The sequence below is a fragment of the Burkholderia sp. BCC1988 genome, assembly GCF_905339895.1.
Classification (GTDB): domain Bacteria; phylum Pseudomonadota; class Gammaproteobacteria; order Burkholderiales; family Burkholderiaceae; genus Burkholderia.
In genome coordinates, this window is sequence record NZ_CAJPHA010000007.1 from 101,897 (window position 1) to 117,300 (window position 15,404).

The following is a 15,404-nucleotide window of genomic DNA, read 5'->3' on the forward strand; positions in this document are numbered from 1 at the left end:
GACGGTCGTTGCGCATTCGGGCAGGCGCGACCGGTTGCGATTGCCCGATGCGGGTTCGTCCGTCATCCCGGAGGTGAGCATGTTGAACTGGATCAGCCGTTGGGCGATGCGGCACGCCCCCACGCCGGAAAAAACCGCTGCGTCGATGCTCGTGACGGCGCGCATGGAACTGTTCGCAGCCGAACAGCGCGTCATCGATGCGAAATTACAGGCGGATTACTGGCGTACGCGGGTGTCATTTCTCGAGGAGGTGCAAAAGCAAGGCATCGACCCGTGGGTGACCTCGCAGGCGGCGCAACGCCCCGAGCTCGATGCCACTCCTCGCAGCACGGGCCCGCGTCTCGCCGCCAGCACCTGATGCACGCGATGCATGCAAGGGTTGCGCACGGCGCGCGATCGCTCGCGGCACGCACGCGCGTGCCGCGTCATTCGATGCGCACCCGCGACGCATGGCGCCGCGGGTGCGTCCGTTTCCGGATGCGTTGATTCCGCGCGTTCCGGTGTCACGTCGCGCGACGGAATCGCGCATCGTCACTCCCGTCTTCGCCATCGTCCGGCGAGCAAACGTTGCATTCGCGCGAGCGCGCGTCTCAGCCGTTCGCCGCGCTGCACGTACGCCGTCGTGATCGACGCTTCGGCCGGCCGGTCGTCATCGGTGCCGAGCCAGATGCGATCGCCGCGCGCGATGCGCAGCACGTCGCCGGGTTGCACCCAGTAGTCGTCGACGCTCGGCGGCCGCGTGATCCACAGCGGCGCACCGTGCGCACGAATTTCCGCATCGCCCGGCGCGCGCCAGGTCAGCGTCGTGCGCGGCGCAACCGCGAAACGGATCACGACGGTCGGTAACGCGATCGCGCCGGCGCGGCGCGAATCGGGACGGTCGAACAACGGGCTTGCCTGGTCCATCGTCTTCTCCATTCGTTGAGCCGGACGGATGACGCGCACCAGAACAAAAAGGCCTCATCCGTTTCCGGTGAGGCCTCGTGTGACATGCGGTACTGCTCGGATGCTAACGCACAAGCGCCTCCCGTGATCCATTCTTTCGAATGTTCACCGGGCAATGATTCGCGATGGCGATGAGCTTGAACGTAGGCATGCGAACGAGTTTGTCGATGTCGTACGGCGTTGTCAACGACTATTTTCGAGAAACGTGGCGCGTCACGCGTCGCGCTGGGCGAGGCCGTTGACGAGCAGTTCGGACAGCAGGCCCGTCATGCCGTTCGGATGCGTGGCGGCGCGTGCCTTCAGCTGTTCGACGAGTTCGGCGTTGAGCTTGCACGCGAACGGCACGAGGCCCTGTTCCTGGTCGAGCTTGCGCTGCGCGCGACGATCGAGCTTCGCCGCGTCCTCGGCGCCCTTGCCGAAACGGGCGGAGCTCGACTGCTTCATCGCGTGCGTCAGCTTGAGCGCCTTGTTCTTTTCTAGATCGGTTTTCTTCATGGCCATCGCGGCACCTCCGGGAAATGAAGCCGCGATTGTACGCATTTCGGCGGACGCCGCCCGCCGACGCCGTGACGAAGCCGTCGACGAACCGGCTCACGCGCCCTTCGTCGTGCCCCAGTTGCCGCCGTGCGCGGCCGCCTGCGCGGCCGGCGAGCGCGCCAGATACGCGAGCGCCTGCTCGGTCGAGCCTTCGTGGTGCGGCGTATAGCCCGGCCTGAAATAGCGCAGCGCCGCGCCGATCACTTTCCAGAACGACGGCAGGTGCCCGCGCCGCGAACCCTTCCACCACGCGAGCACGAAACCCGGATAGCGGCCGGCGGCCGGATCGCGCCGGTACATGAACTTCGCGCCGCTCGTGATGAAGTAGAGCAGCAGCACGATCACGAACGCCATGTGCAGGCAGCGCTCCGGGTAGTTGCCGCCCATGTGGTTGTAGATGTCGAACGCGACGGTCCGGTGCTCGACTTCCTCCGCGCCGTGCCAGCGCAGCAGGTCGACCATCGTCGGGTCGGCACGGCCTTCGTCGAGCCCGTGCGCGTTGAGCACCCAGTTGCCGAGGTAGCCGAAGAAATGCTCGAGCGACGCGATGACCGCGAGCTGCTGCCGCAGCCAGAAGCGCGTATGGCCGATCTTCAGCCCGAACGGCGCTTCGCCCAGCACGCGCGTGAACAGCCAGTTCAGCTTCTGCGTGAACGGCTTCGTGTCGATCCCGTGCCGGTCGTAATAATGCTTGAGCACGCCGCCGTGCGAGCGCGAATGCACCGCTTCCTGGCGCAGGAAGCCTTCGGCTTCGTCGCGCAGGCGCGCATCGGTGATGTGCGGCAGCGCCTTGTTGTACACGCGGCAGAACCACAGTTCGCCTTCCGGGAACAGCAGGTTCAGCGTGTTGATGATGTGCGTGCTGCCCGGGTCGTTCGGCACCCAGGTGATCGGCGTGTCGCTGAAGTCGAACTTCACGTGCCGGGCCTTGATCTTGTGATAGTCGGCGGTAGCGGTCATCTGTGTCTCTCCGTTCCTGTGCGGCGCGCGGCGCCGTCAATGCGATGCCATGCTGATGCGGGCGAGCATCCGGCCGAGCCACGGCATGAAGCGGCCGACGAAGCGCAACGCATGCGCCTCGGTGCCCACCGCCACGACCGGCCGGTTGCGCAGCACGCCGTCGACCATCGCCTGCGCGACGGTTTCCGGCTTCAGGCCGCGCATCTGGTACAGCTTCGTCGCGCGCTTGCGCAGCCGCGCTTCGTCCTGTGCGTTGGCGCCCGCGTATTGCGTCGACGCCATGATTCCGGTTTCCGCGAAACCCGGGCACACGGCCGTCACGCCGATGCCTTTTTCCGCGAGTTCCGCGCGCATGCATTCGCTGAGCATCAGCACGGCGGCCTTCGTCGTCGCGTAAGCGGGCAGGTCGCGCGACGGCCCGAACGCGGCGGCCGACGCGGTGTTGACGATGTGGCCGCCCGCGCCGCGCGCGGCCATCTGCTGCGCGAACAGCCGCGAGCCGTGGATCACGCCCCACAGGTTCACGTGCAGGATGCGCTCCCAGTGCCGCTCGCTCGTGTCGAGGATGCCGCCGGCCATGCCGATGCCCGCGTTATTGATCACGATGTCCGCGCCGCCGAGCGCGCTGCCGACCCATGCCGCGAGCGCTTCCATCTCGTCGGCGGCGCCGACGTCCACGCGTTTCGCGTATGCCCGCGCACCGGTCAGCCCGAGCAGCAGCGCGGTGCGCTCGGCGCTCGCGAGATCGATGTCGCATGCGACGACGGTCGCGCCTTCGCGGGCGAACGCGAGCGCCGCGCAGCGGCCGATGCCGCTGCCCGCGCCGGTGACGACCGCGACCTTGCCGCTGAACCGGCCGCTGGTCGCGCGGCGGCGTGCGTTCGCGAGCGCGGGCGGTTCCTCGCCCGATTCGACCGCGTCGATCAGCTGCTCGGCGAGGCCCGCGAAGCGCGCGGGATCGGCGAGCGGCAGCCAGTGGCCGGCCGCGACTTCACGGCGGTAGTACTGCGGCACCCAGCGCGACAGGTTCTCGGACAGCGCCGGGCTCACGTATTTGTCGCCGAGCGGCACGATCGTCTGCACCGGTGCGTGCGCGTAGCGCTCGCGCGGCGCGAACAGGCAGCGGATGAAGTTCGCGCGATAGAGGCGCACGCCGCGCGCGCCGTCGTCGGCCTGCGTCGGGCGCGGCGTGGCCGGCGTCTTCTCGATCCGGCGCAGCAGGCCCGGCCATGCGCGGCCCAGCCACAGTCGCCAGCCGAGTTCAGGGACGAACGGCAGGTGGAACAGGTACACGTACCACGAGCGCACGAGCTGGCCGCCGAGTTTGCCGAGCGACGCGGGCGTCGGGTGCAGCACGCGTTCGCGCAGCCAGAAGCCGACGTGATCGAGGCACGGCCCCGAGCACGACGTGTACGACGCGATGCGGCCGGCGAGCCGCGGATCGGTGACGAACTCCCAGCCCTGGATCGAACCCCAGTCGTGCGCGATCAGGTGCACCGCGCGGCCGGGGCAGAGCGTATCGATCACCGCGATGAAGTCGTCGGTCAGCTTCGCGAGGTGGTAGTCGGCCGTGCGCTTCGGTACGCCGGACAGGCCCGCGCCGCGCACGTCGTAGGCGATCACGTAGTGCCTGCGCGCGAGCAGCGGCGCGACCTGCTGCCAGACGCTGCTGTCGTCGGGGTAGCCGTGTACGAGCACGACCGGCGAGCGGGCCGGGTCGCCCCAGGTTCGCACCGCGAGCGTCAGGTCGCCGGAGGCGACGGCCGTTTCGCTGTGGACCGATTCGAACAGGGCCAGCGGCGCTTCGTCGGAAAGAGGCTGCATCGTGAGTCCGTCGTTCAGGGATTCGGGAGGAAGGCGCAACGCGTGTGAGTCAGGCGGCGGCCTGCACGGTCGCGACGGCCGGCGCGCGTTCGGCCTGGCGGCGCTGCCAGCGGCGCACGTGCGGCAGGTCGTCGTCGAGCCAGTACGCGTCGTCGTCGGTGATCACCAGCAGTTCCTCGAATTTCGCGCCGACGCCGGCGAAGCCGAGATGCGGCTCCACGGCCCACAGGCCCGGCACGGGCGCGTGCTCGGAGCGGCGGTCGATCGACCACAGCGGCGACCAGCCCTGCTGCTTCGCTGCGCGGCCCTGGTCGAGCAGCAGGTTGCGTGTCGCGTTCAGCCCGAAGCGTGCGACGAAGCGCGGCTTCGACAGCTTGTGGATCTTCGCGACGCGATGCGCGAGCACCTTGAACGGATAGGCCTTGTGGCGCGGCTCGACGCCCTGGCGACGGCACAGCGCGTCGACCGCCTGTGCGACCTCGGCCATCGGACGACGCGCCTTCACGAGCTGCACGATCAGGTCGCGATGGTCCATCAGGTCGTCCTGCAGCTGTTCGAGGATCGGGTTGTGGCCGAGGCAGTGCGCGTAGCCGACGTCCGCGACGATCCCGTCGAGCACGGGCGCGACGTCGAGGATCACCGGCATGTCGGTTTCGAGCTGGCGGTTGCTCGGGAAGAACGCGAGGTTGAAGCCGCCCATGTGCTTCAGGCCCGAGAAGCCCTGGAACGCGGTGCGGTCGCCGAACCACGCGAACGGCTTGTGCAGCCAGTCGTGCACGCCGTTGTCCTGCAGCCATTCGGTCAGCAGGCGCGCGGCTTCCTTCTCGGTGATGCCGGGGTAGAGCATCGCGCCGACGGTCTCGACGCAGCGGTATGCAAGCTGCTGGACCGCGCGGAATTGCGGCAGCTCGTCGAGGTGGACTTCCGGCAGCGGATGGTGGGCGGTCATGATGCGTCTCCATGTGTCGGCCCGCGTTCGCGCCTCGGCGCGACGCGGGTCCGGTGCAAGGCTGGGGCGCTGATCCGGAATGCATCCGCCGGTGATCCGGCGGCGGGTTATTCAGTCAGCATTTAATGTGTCATTGGTCGATGTAAAGATCATAGCGGGTTCGACGTGGCGCGGAGGTGAGGATTTCTCCTAATGAAGGCCGAAATGGAGGGGAAGCTCTAGGTTGGCGGCGATCGGGGCGGACGGCCGTCGGGCACACGCATCCCGAGCGGGGCAGCCGGCCGGGGAGCGCCACGCGAGGCCGCGGCGCGGGCCTGGCATGTCGCGCTGGATCAACTCCCTGTCGTGTCGCGGCGCGACGCTGTCAAATTGCCGAAATAATTTCGTCACATCATTCGCCCCCGATTCGAAGCCTTCGCGGCTTCGCGGGGCCGGTGTGCCGCGCGTCGCGCGGGGGCAGCGACCGAAGCCGATTCGACCTTCCTACGGAGACAGACCATGCAACGCCGCAAGTTCATGAACACCCTTGCCGCGGCGACCGCTGCGACGCCGCTGATGCTCAAGGCCGGCATGGCCGGCGCGAAGAGCGCGACCGCGCCGGACGCGCTGGACCCGGGCCGCTGGTCGCCGTTCAACGCCGCGCGCCTGCAGGCGGTACTCGACCAGCACGGCGTCGCGAGCGCGCGCTACGACGGGAAGCGCCGCCCGTACGCGGTGTTCGACTGGGACAACACGTGCATCATGAACGACTGCGAAGAAGCGTTGCTGATGTACCAGATCAACCATCTGCAGTACAAGCTGACGCCGGACGAGTTCGTCGGCGTGATGTGGAAGGACGTGCCGAAGGGCGCGTTCATGAAGGACTACACGACCGTCGACGGCAAGCCGGTGACGATGGAGGATCTCGCCGCCGACGTCGAGTCCGACTACCGCTGGCTCTACGCGAACTACAAGGGTTTCGGCGGCGACAAGAGCCTCGACGAGATTCGCGAGACCGACCAGTTCAAGGATTTTCGCGCGAAGCTGTACTTCATGTACGACGCGATCTGCGATACGCATCCGCTCGAAGTCGGCTACAAGTGGATCATCTATTTCTACAAGAACATGACGACCGCCGAGCTGCAGGCGATGGCGGAAGCGTCGAACAACTACGGGATCGGCGACGCGCTGCGCAAGGTCCGCTACGAAAGCCCGAAAGCGCTGCCGGGCAAGGCCGGCGTGGTGGCCGACACGCATTTCCACGGCATCCGCATTCACGAGGAAATCCGCGCGGTGATGCATACGCTGCGTGCGAACGGCATCGACGTGTACGTGAGCACCGCGTCGCTCGACGATGTCGTGCGCGTATTCGCCGGCAATCCGAACTATGGTTACGGCGTGCCGCCCGAGAACGTGATCGGCCTGCGTCTCGACATGCAGGACGGCAAGTACACGAGCACCTATCCGGCCGGCTGGCATTTCAACTGGGGGCCCGGCAAGACGGTGGGCATCCGCAACGTCCTCGCGTCGAAGAAGGGCTACGGCCCGCTGCTGGTGTTCGGCGACAGCGACGGCGACGCGTGGATGCTGCGCGACTTCAAGGACACCGCGGCCGGCGTGATCGTGAACCGGATGAAGAAGGGCGAGATCGGCGCGGACAGCAAGCTCGCGGCCGAGCAGATCGGCAAGCCGGACGCGCGCTTCCTGCTGCAGGGCCGCGACGAGCACACGGGGCTGATGATCCCGGACGAGAAGTCGATCAAGTACGGCAAGACCGACCGCAAGCTGTTGGCCTGACGCGGGCCGGGCGACGGGCATCCGGCATCCGGTTTCCGGCCGCGGCGGCCCCGCGCCCGAGCGTCGCCCGTCGGCATCGGCCGCGGCGTCGCTCGGGCGCCCGTCTCACTGCTCGCGCGGCGGCCTCAATCGCTCCAGCAACGCCCCCAGCAGATCCACCGGCAGCGGAAACACGATCGTCGAATTCTTGTCCGCCGCGATCGTCGTCAGTGTCTGCAGGTAGCGCAGCTGCATCGCCTGCGGCTGCAGCGCGAGCCGCTGCGCGGCCTGCAGCAGCTTCTCCGACGCCTGCAGTTCGCCTTCCGCATGGATCACCTTCGCGCGCCGCTCGCGTTCGGCCTCGGCCTGCCGCGCGATCGCGCGGATCATCGTCTCGTTCAGGTCGACGTGCTTGATCTCGACCGTCGACACCTTGATGCCCCACGCATCGGTCTGCGCGTCGAGCGTCTTCTGGATGTCGGCATTCAACTGCTCGCGTTCGGCGAGCAACGCGTCGAGCTCGTGCTTGCCGAGCACCGCGCGCAGCGTCGTCTGCGCGAGCTGGCTCGTCGCCTCGAAGAAGCGCGCGACCTGGATCACGGCCTTCTCCGGATCGACGACGCGGAAATACACGACCGCATTGACCTTCACCGACACGTTGTCGCGCGTGATCACGTCCTGCGCGGGCACGTCGAACACGACGGTGCGCAGGTCGATCCGCACGACCTGCTGGACGATCGGGATGATCAGCACGAGCCCCGGCCCCTTCACCTTCCAGAATCGACCGAGCATGAAGACGACGCCGCGCTCGTACTCGCGGAAGATGCGGATCGACGATGCGACGAGCACCACGACGAAGACGATCAGGACGCTGCTGAAGCCAAACGTGTAGCCCATCATGACGGTGCTCCCTGGTGTTGTTGTTCGTGTGCCGGCACGTCGTAGAGCGGCGCGACGGTGAGCGTCAGCCCGTGGCGGCCGGTCACGCGCACGCGGCAACCGGCGGCCAGCGGCGTGCTGCTCGCGACGCGCCAGCGCTCGCCGTGCACGCGCGCCCAGCCCGCCGCCGACGGTGCGGCGCCGGTCGCGCCCTGCGGCTGGTCGGCGTGCAGGCCGTCGTCGAGCACTTCGCCGATGCTGCCGACCATCGCCTCGGCGCCCGTCACCACCGGCCGCCGCCGCGCGCGCAGCGCGACGCTCGACACGACGGCGACGAGCAGCCCGCCGCCGGCCGCGAGGCCCACGATCACCGGCCACGGAATGCCGTAGCCGGGCACGTCGGTGTCGATCAGCATCAGCGCGCCGATCGTGAAGGCGACGATCCCGCCGAATCCGAGCACGCCGAAGGTCGGCAGGAACGCCTCGGCGACGAGGCAGCCGAGCCCGAGCAGCACGAGCCCGAGCCCCGCATAGCTGACCGGCAGCAACTGCATCGCGAACAGCCCGATCAGCAGGCAGATGGTGCCGGCGACGCCCGGCAGCACGAAGCCGGGATTCGCGAACTCGAAGAACAGCCCGTAGATGCCGATCGTCAGCAGGATCAGCGCGACGTTCGGATCGGTGATGATCGACAGGAAGCGGCTGCGCCAGTCGGGCGCCAGCACGACGAGCGGCGCATGCGCGGTCGCGAGGTGCAGCGTGCCGGCGGTCGTCGTCACGGTGCGCCCGTCGAGCTGGCGCGCGAGGTCGGCCGGGTCCTGCGCGACCAGGTCGACGACATGCTGCGCGCGCGCCTCCGTTGCCGACAGGCTCAACGCCTCGCGCACCGCGCGCTCGGCCCACTCGGCATTGCGTCCGCGCAACTGCGCGAGGCCGCGGATGTACGCGGCGGCGTCCTGGGTCGCCTTGCGGATCTCGGTCGACTGCGTGTCGTTCGGCAACTCGGCTGGCGTTGCGGATGCGCCGGACGCGCCGGCCGGCGACGGCTTCGTCGCACCTGGCGCTCCCGGCGCGCCACCGCCGATGCCGAACTGCACCGGCGATGCCGCGCCGAGATTGGTGCCGGGCGCCATCGCGGCAATGTGGCTTGCGTAGACGATATAGGTACCGGCGCTCGCGGCCCGTGCGCCACCCGGCGCGACGAACGCGGCGACCGGCACCGGCGAGCCGAGGATCGCCTTGATGATCAGCCGCATCGACGTGTCGAGCCCGCCGGGCGTATCGAGTTGCAGGATCGCGAGCGGCGCGTGCTCGCGCGCCGCGCGGTCGAGCGAGCGGACGATGAAGTCGGCGCTGGCCGGCCCGATCGCGCCGTTGACCGGAATCACGACGACCGGCGGCGCGGTGGCGGGTGCGGTGGCGGGCTGGGTGGCGGGAGGCGGCGCGGCAACCGCCGCGCACACGACGAGCAGCGCCGCGAACAGCGCGGCGCGCGCGACCCGCGCGGACAGCGGGTGACGGGGGCGGCCGCCGGGCGATGCAGGTGCCGGCGGTGGCCCATGACGGTGAATGCGCATCGAGGCGTCCGGGCGGCGCGCGGCCGCACGCCGTCCGGCTCGCGGAAAGGGCGTTGGCCCGATATTTGAAGATTAGGCGGTTTCGGCGGAAAGCGCGAAGGCGGTGCCGCCGGCCGCGCACTCAGCCGGCGGCGCCGCCCCGCGCGAGCGCTTCTTCCCGGTACTCGGCCGGGCTGCGCCCGCTCCATTTGCGAAACGCGCGGTAGAACGCGCTCGGTTCCGCGAAACCGGCGGCGGCGGCAACGTCGGCGATGGTTCGCGCCGGATCGGCCAGCGCCTCGAACGCGAGGTCGCGCCGCAGCGTGTCCTTGATCGACTGGTACGCGTGGCCTTCCTGGTGCAGCTTGCGGCGCAGCGTCGCTTCGGCCACATGCAGCCGCGCGGCCATCCCGCCGGCGCCGGGCCACGCGGCGGGCGGCATCCCGCGCAGCACCGTGCGCACGCGCTGCGCGAGCGCGTTCGGGTTGCGGTACTTGACGATGAAGCTGGCCGGCGCATTGCGCAGGAAGGTCTTCAGCGTCTTCGCGTTCTGCACGACCGGCAGCGTCGCGAATTCGGGATCGAAATCGACATACGAATCGGGCTGGTTGAAGCGCATGTCGTCGCACAGCATCGACGGGTATTCGTGGTCGGCCGGCGGCGTGTCGCAGCGGAAGCTCGCGTGCAGCACCGGGATGCGCCGCCCGATCAGCCAGCAGGTGAGCCCGTACACGATGATGAAATAGGTCGCGTACGTAAACATCGCGGGCGCCGCGGCGCTGTTGCGGTGCACGAAGCGCAGCCGCACGCGCTGCGGGTTGGCGTCGAGCTCCGCGTGCAGGTCGTCGAGCACGCAGTGCATGAAATTCACCGCGCGCGCCATCGCGTGCAGCCCGTCCTGCGCGGACAGCGCGGCCTGGCTCATCGCGATGAAGCTGCCGCTGCGCATCGGGTGGCGATCCTGCCCGAAAAACTCGTCGTCGAGCGCGCGCGCAATCGCGTTCCACAGCGCACCGTATTGCTGCGCCGACACCCGCGCGCGCGGCTGCACGAGCAGCGCGGGCGCGATGCCGGCCTGCGCGAGCAGCGGCTCGGCCGCGACGCCGCGCCGGGTGGCGAGCGCGACGCTGTAGGCGACGAGGCTGATCGCGACGGTTCCCTTCTCTTCCTGCTTCATCGAAGCCGCCGGTATGGCAAAAACGCTCAGTGTAAATGAGCGGCGCGAGCATCGAACAGTCGCGCGCGCTTGCCTACACTTGTTGCATCGAAACGAAAGGTCGGTCGCGGCACGCGGCCGCGGGAGACAGCAGCGCCATGGACGAGCTTTACACCGAAGACCAGCGGATGATCCGCGACGCCGCGCGCGCTTTTGCCACCGAGGTGCTGGCACCGAACGCCGCGCAGTGGGACCACGACGCGCACCTGCCCGACGCCGTCGTCGCGCAGCTCGGCGAACTCGGCCTGCTCGGGATGATCGTGCCGCAGGAGCTGGGCGGCGCGTACACGGATTACGTCGCCTATGCGCTGGCGATGGAAGAGATCGCGGCGGGCGACGCCGCCTGCGCGACGATGATGAGCGTGCACAACTCGGTCGGCTGCGGGCCGATCCTCGGCTTCGGCACGCCCGCGCAGAAGGAGCGCTGGCTGGCCGAGATGGCGGCGGGCCGCATCATCGGCGCGTTCTGCCTGACCGAGCCGCAGGCCGGCTCCGAGGCGCACAACCTGCGCACGCGGGCGGAGCTGCGCGACGGCAAGTGGGTGCTGAACGGCGCGAAGCAGTTCGTGACCAACGGCCAGCGCGCCGGCGTCGCGATCGTTTTTGCCATGACCGACCCGGAAGCCGGCAAGCGCGGCATTTCCGCGTTCCTGGTGCCGACCGACACGCCGGGCTTCATCGTCGGCAAGCCGGAGAAGAAGATGGGCATCCGCGCATCCGATACGTGCCCGATCACGTTCGAGAACTGCGCGATTCCGGAAGAGAACCTGCTCGGCAATCGCGGCGAAGGGCTGAAGATCGCGCTGTCGAACCTGGAAGGCGGGCGCATCGGCATCGCCGCGCAGGCGCTCGGCATCGCGCGCGCCGCATTCGACAAGGCGCGCCGCTATGCGGGCGAGCGCGTGCAGTTCGGCAAGCCGCTTGCCGAGCACCAGGCGATCCAGCAGAAGCTCGCCGACATGGCCACCCAGATCAACGCGGCGCGCCTGCTCGTGCATCACGCGGCGAAGCTGCGCACCGCCGGGCTGCCGTGCCTGTCGGAAGCATCGCAGGCGAAGCTGTTCGCGTCCGAGATGGCCGAGCGCGTGTGCTCGGACGCGATCCAGATCCACGGCGGTTATGGCTACCTCGTCGATTACGAAGTCGAGCGTCACTATCGCGACGCGCGCATCACGCAGATTTACGAAGGCACCAGCGAAGTGCAGCGGATGGTGATCGCGCGACAGCTTTGAGTCGCGACGCGCGCGCCATCGACAACCACGCAAACAACCAGACAGACAGGCAGGCAAACAGACAGGGCACGAGGGCAGCGCGGCAAACGCGGCACGCAACGACGTGACCGTGCGCCGCGCGATACGGAACCGGGCATTCGCTGCAGCGCGTGCCCGGTTGACCGCTGGGCATGGAGACTCGCCAAGGCATGGGACGCGAGTAAGCGCTAAAGCGCTAACTCACGTCGACCGCACGAGGCATGGGACGTGAGTAAGCGCTAAAGCGCTAACTCACGTCGACAGGAGACAGGAGACGACACGATGACGGTACAGGCATTCCTGGACGCACGCGACTTTCTGCTGCGCCATCGCACCGACTACGAAACCGCTTACCGCGATTTCGAATGGCCGGTGCTCGATGCGTTCAACTGGGCGCTCGACTACTTCGACCCGATGGCGCGCGGCAACGACAAGCCCGCGCTGTGGATCGTCGATGCGGCGACCGGTACGGGCGACCCGTATTCGTTCGCGCAGATGTCCGAGCGCTCGTCGCGGATCGCGAACTGGCTGCGCGGCATCGGCGTCGTGCGCGGCGACCGGATCCTGCTGATGCTGCCGAACCGTGTCGAACTGTGGGACGCGATGCTCGCCGCGATGAAGCTCGGCGCGATCGTGCTGCCCGCGACCACGCAGCTGTCGGCCGACGACGTGCGCGATCGCGTGCAGATCGGCGGCGCGAAATACGCGATCGTCGACGAGAACGAAACCGCGAAGTTCGAACAGGCCGATCTCGGCCTCGCGCAGAAGATCGTCGCCGGCGCGCCGCGCGCGGGCTGGCTTGCGATGAACGACGGCTATGCGGCGAGCGCCGCGTTCGAGCCGGACGCCGTCACGCACGCGAGCGATCCGATGCTGCTGTACTTCACGTCGGGCACGACGTCGAAGCCGAAGCTCGTCGAGCACACGCATCGCACCTATCCGGTCGGGCACCTGTCGACGATGTACTGGGTCGGCCTGCAGCCGGGCGACATCCACTGGAACATCAGCTCGCCGGGCTGGGCGAAGCATGCATGGAGCTGCTTCTTCGCGCCGTGGAATGCGCAGGCGTGCGTGTTCGCGTTCAACTACGCGCGCTTCGAGCCGAAGGTCGTGCTCGATGCACTCGTCAAATACCAGGTGACCACGCTGTGCGCGCCGCCGACCGTGTGGCGCATGCTCGTGCAGCAGCCGCTTGCGTCGTTCGACGTGAAGCTGCGCGAGATCGTCGGCGCGGGCGAGCCGCTCAATCCCGAGATCATCGAGCGCGTGAAGAAGGCGTGGGGCATCACGATTCGCGACGGCTACGGCCAGACCGAGACGACCTGCCTGATCGGCAACACGCCGGGCCAGCCGGTCGTCGCGGGCTCGATGGGGCGGCCGCTGCCCGGCTATGCGAACAATCCCGACGCGACGGCCCACGCGATGCGCGACGGCCATTACCGCACGTCGGACATCGCGATGCGCGGCGACGACGGCTACTACGTGTACATCGGCCGCGCGGACGACGTGTTCAAGTCGTCCGACTACCGGCTGAGCCCGTTCGAACTGGAAAGCGTGCTGATCGAGCATCCGGCGATCGCGGAAGCGGCCGTCGTGCCGAGCCCGGACCCGCTGCGGCTGTCGGTGCCGAAGACTTTCATCACGCTGCGCCAGGGCTACGAGGAAAGCCCCGCGCTCGCGCTGGAGATCTTCCGCTTCTCGCGCGAAAAACTCGCACCGTACAAGCGCATCCGCCGCCTGCAGTTCGCGGAATTGCCGAAGACGATCTCGGGGAAGATCCGCCGCGTCGAGCTGCGCCGCCGCGAGATCGAGCGCGGCGACGATGCGAGCACGCGGATGCCCGGCGAATACTGGGAAGAAGATTTCGCCGCCGAACTGAAATGACCGGCCGCGGGCCGCGCGCGCCGCGTTTTGCCGTGCGTCGCCCGTCACCGGACTGAACCGAACCGGCCGCGCGTGGCATCACGCCATGCGGCCCACTGCAAGGAGAGTGCACTGATGAACGCGAATCCGACGCCCCGCACGGGGCAAGACGTGCCGACGGTCAAGCTGCTGATCGACGGCGCCTTCGTCGAGTCCACCACGAGCGAGTGGCGCGACATCGTCAACCCGGCGACGCAGCAGGTCCTCGCGCGCGTGCCGTTCGCGACCGTCGCCGAAGTCGACGCGGCCGTGCAGGCCGCGCACGCCGCGTTTGCGACGTGGAAGAACACGCCGATCGCCGCGCGCATGCGCATCATGCTGAAGTTCCAGGATCTGGTGCGCGCGAACCTGCAGCGCATCGCGAAGACGCTGACGGCCGAGCAGGGCAAGACGCTGCCCGATGCCGAAGGCGACATCTTCCGCGGCCTCGAAGTGGTCGAGCATGCGTGCTCGATCGGCACGCTGCAGCTCGGCGAATTCGCGGAGAACGTCGCGGGCGGCGTCGACACCTACACGCTGCGCCAGCCGCTCGGCGTGTGTGCGGGCATCACGCCGTTCAACTTCCCCGCGATGATTCCGCTGTGGATGTTCCCGATGGCGATCGTATGCGGCAACACGTTCGTGCTGAAGCCGTCCGAGCAAGACCCGATGTCGACGATGGAGCTCGTCGAACTCGCGATCGAGGCCGGCGTGCCGAAGGGCGTGCTGAACGTCGTGCACGGCGGCAAGGAAGTGGTCGACGCGATCTGCACGCATCCGCTCGTGAAGGCGATCTCGTTCGTCGGTTCGACGGCCGTCGGCACGCACGTGTACAAGCTCGGCAGCGAGCACGGCAAGCGCGTGCAGTCGATGATGGGCGCGAAGAACCACGCGGTGGTGCTGCCCGATGCGAATCGCGAGCAGACCCTCAACGCGCTGGTCGGCGCGGGCTTCGGCGCGGCCGGGCAGCGCTGCATGGCGACGTCGGTCGCGGTGCTGGTCGGCGAGGCGCGCGACTGGCTGCCCGATCTCGTCGCGAAGGCGAAGCTGCTGAAGGTGAACGCGGGCGCGGAAGCCGGCACCGACGTCGGTCCGGTCGTGTCGCGCGGAGCGAAGGCCCGCATCCTGTCGCTGATCGAAGCGGGCGTGAAGGAAGGCGCGAAGCTCGAGCTCGACGGCCGCGACGTGAAGGTGGCCGGTTACGAGGAGGGCAATTTCGTCGGCCCGACGATCTTCTCCGGCGTAAAGACCGACATGTCGATCTACACGCACGAGATCTTCGGTCCGGTGCTGGTCGTGCTCGAAGCCGACACGCTCGACGAAGCGATCGCGCTCGTCAACGCGAACCCGATGGGCAACGGCGTGGGCATCTTCACGCAGAGCGGCGCGGCGGCACGCAAGTTCCAGAGCGAGATCGACGTCGGCCAGGTCGGCATCAACATCCCGATCCCGGTGCCGGTGCCGTTCTTCAGCTTCACCGGTTCGCGCGGCTCGAAGCTCGGCGATCTCGGCCCGTACGGCAAGCAGGTCGTGCAGTTCTACACGCAGACCAAGACGGTCACCGCGCGCTGGTTCGACGACGACACGACGGCCGGCCCGGTGAACACGACGATCCGGCTGCATTGAGCCGC

General features: G+C 68.4%; 13 protein-coding genes. 5 read left to right on the forward strand and 8 right to left on the reverse strand.

Going from position 1 to position 15,404, the window contains the following annotated elements; translation table 11 throughout:
* Positions 1–79: 79 nt before the first annotated feature.
* A complete protein-coding gene (locus U4012_RS12000; RefSeq protein WP_321798708.1) occupies positions 80–358 on the forward strand; it encodes a hypothetical protein in 279 nt (92 codons plus the stop codon).
* 173 nt (positions 359–531) lie between these two features.
* Here the strand turns inward: U4012_RS12000 and U4012_RS12005 are convergent, their stop codons facing one another.
* The 5 genes from U4012_RS12005 to U4012_RS12025 all read right to left on the reverse strand — a co-directional run bounded on the left by U4012_RS12005 (position 532) and on the right by U4012_RS12025 (position 5,215).
* Positions 532–906: a DUF2917 domain-containing protein gene (locus tag U4012_RS12005; protein ID WP_321798710.1), complete on the reverse strand. Its 375-nt coding sequence runs from the start codon at positions 904–906 to the stop codon at positions 532–534.
* Positions 907–1,158: 252 nt separating this feature from the next.
* The gene (locus tag U4012_RS12010; protein ID WP_044846876.1) at positions 1,159–1,446 is read right to left on the reverse strand and encodes a hypothetical protein; all 288 of its coding nucleotides are present in this window, start codon (positions 1,444–1,446) and stop codon (positions 1,159–1,161) included.
* 90 nt (positions 1,447–1,536) lie between these two features.
* The gene (locus tag U4012_RS12015) at positions 1,537–2,442 is read right to left on the reverse strand and encodes a metal-dependent hydrolase (protein ID WP_124485276.1); all 906 of its coding nucleotides are present in this window, start codon (positions 2,440–2,442) and stop codon (positions 1,537–1,539) included.
* 36 nt (positions 2,443–2,478) lie between these two features.
* Positions 2,479–4,266, reverse strand: a complete 1,788-nt coding sequence (locus tag U4012_RS12020) for an SDR family oxidoreductase (protein WP_321798714.1) — start codon at positions 4,264–4,266, stop codon at positions 2,479–2,481.
* A 49-nt stretch (positions 4,267–4,315) separates the two neighbouring features.
* On the reverse strand, positions 4,316–5,215 hold the full coding sequence (locus tag U4012_RS12025; RefSeq protein ID WP_044846879.1) for a M24 family metallopeptidase: 900 nt from the start codon (positions 5,213–5,215) through the stop codon (positions 4,316–4,318).
* 498 nt (positions 5,216–5,713) lie between these two features.
* Between U4012_RS12025 and U4012_RS12030 the strand changes: the two genes are divergently transcribed.
* A complete protein-coding gene (locus U4012_RS12030) occupies positions 5,714–6,991 on the forward strand; it encodes a haloacid dehalogenase-like hydrolase (RefSeq protein WP_044846880.1) in 1,278 nt (425 codons plus the stop codon).
* Between the two features lie 105 nt (positions 6,992–7,096).
* On the opposite strand, the gene U4012_RS12035 is transcribed toward U4012_RS12030, so the two are convergent.
* The 3 genes from U4012_RS12035 to U4012_RS12045 form a co-directional block, all read right to left on the reverse strand.
* The gene (locus U4012_RS12035; protein WP_044846881.1) at positions 7,097–7,870 is read right to left on the reverse strand and encodes a slipin family protein; all 774 of its coding nucleotides are present in this window, start codon (positions 7,868–7,870) and stop codon (positions 7,097–7,099) included.
* Positions 7,867–9,426, reverse strand: coding sequence for a nodulation protein NfeD (locus tag U4012_RS12040; protein ID WP_321798718.1), 1,560 nt, complete (start codon positions 9,424–9,426; stop codon positions 7,867–7,869). Before U4012_RS12040 ends, U4012_RS12035 begins: the two co-directional genes overlap by 4 nt.
* A gap of 121 nt (positions 9,427–9,547) precedes the next feature.
* Positions 9,548–10,582, reverse strand: coding sequence for an AraC family transcriptional regulator (locus U4012_RS12045; protein ID WP_044846883.1), 1,035 nt, complete (start codon positions 10,580–10,582; stop codon positions 9,548–9,550).
* Positions 10,583–10,719: 137 nt separating this feature from the next.
* Between U4012_RS12045 and U4012_RS12050 the strand changes: the two genes are divergently transcribed.
* From U4012_RS12050 to U4012_RS12060, 3 genes are all read left to right on the forward strand, one after another.
* Complete coding sequence (locus tag U4012_RS12050) at positions 10,720–11,853, forward strand: acyl-CoA dehydrogenase family protein (RefSeq protein ID WP_321799038.1); 1,134 nt, start codon at positions 10,720–10,722, stop codon at positions 11,851–11,853.
* A gap of 300 nt (positions 11,854–12,153) precedes the next feature.
* Entirely contained in the window at positions 12,154–13,755 is a 1,602-nt protein-coding gene (locus tag U4012_RS12055) for an AMP-binding protein (protein ID WP_321798720.1), read from the forward strand.
* A gap of 114 nt (positions 13,756–13,869) precedes the next feature.
* The gene (locus U4012_RS12060) at positions 13,870–15,399 is read left to right on the forward strand and encodes a CoA-acylating methylmalonate-semialdehyde dehydrogenase (protein WP_321798722.1); all 1,530 of its coding nucleotides are present in this window, start codon (positions 13,870–13,872) and stop codon (positions 15,397–15,399) included.
* Positions 15,400–15,404: the final 5 nt, after the last annotated feature.

What these genes read in the sequence shown, in the direction of transcription:
- U4012_RS12000 (WP_321798708.1), top strand. Translation starts at nt 80, where the DNA reads ATGTTGAACTGGATCAGCCGTTGGGCGATGCGGCACGCCCCCACGCCG.
- U4012_RS12005 (WP_321798710.1), bottom strand. Translation starts at nt 906, where the DNA reads ATGGACCAGGCAAGCCCGTTGTTCGACCGTCCCGATTCGCGCCGCGCC.
- U4012_RS12010 (WP_044846876.1), bottom strand. Translation starts at nt 1,446, where the DNA reads ATGGCCATGAAGAAAACCGATCTAGAAAAGAACAAGGCGCTCAAGCTG.
- U4012_RS12015 (WP_124485276.1), bottom strand. Translation starts at nt 2,442, where the DNA reads ATGACCGCTACCGCCGACTATCACAAGATCAAGGCCCGGCACGTGAAG.
- U4012_RS12020 (WP_321798714.1), bottom strand. Translation starts at nt 4,266, where the DNA reads ATGCAGCCTCTTTCCGACGAAGCGCCGCTGGCCCTGTTCGAATCGGTC.
- U4012_RS12025 (WP_044846879.1), bottom strand. Translation starts at nt 5,215, where the DNA reads ATGACCGCCCACCATCCGCTGCCGGAAGTCCACCTCGACGAGCTGCCG.
- U4012_RS12030 (WP_044846880.1), top strand. Translation starts at nt 5,714, where the DNA reads ATGCAACGCCGCAAGTTCATGAACACCCTTGCCGCGGCGACCGCTGCG.
- U4012_RS12035 (WP_044846881.1), bottom strand. Translation starts at nt 7,870, where the DNA reads ATGATGGGCTACACGTTTGGCTTCAGCAGCGTCCTGATCGTCTTCGTC.
- U4012_RS12040 (WP_321798718.1), bottom strand. Translation starts at nt 9,426, where the DNA reads ATGCGCATTCACCGTCATGGGCCACCGCCGGCACCTGCATCGCCCGGC.
- U4012_RS12045 (WP_044846883.1), bottom strand. Translation starts at nt 10,582, where the DNA reads ATGAAGCAGGAAGAGAAGGGAACCGTCGCGATCAGCCTCGTCGCCTAC.
- U4012_RS12050 (WP_321799038.1), top strand. Translation starts at nt 10,720, where the DNA reads ATGGACGAGCTTTACACCGAAGACCAGCGGATGATCCGCGACGCCGCG.
- U4012_RS12055 (WP_321798720.1), top strand. Translation starts at nt 12,154, where the DNA reads ATGACGGTACAGGCATTCCTGGACGCACGCGACTTTCTGCTGCGCCAT.
- U4012_RS12060 (WP_321798722.1), top strand. Translation starts at nt 13,870, where the DNA reads ATGAACGCGAATCCGACGCCCCGCACGGGGCAAGACGTGCCGACGGTC.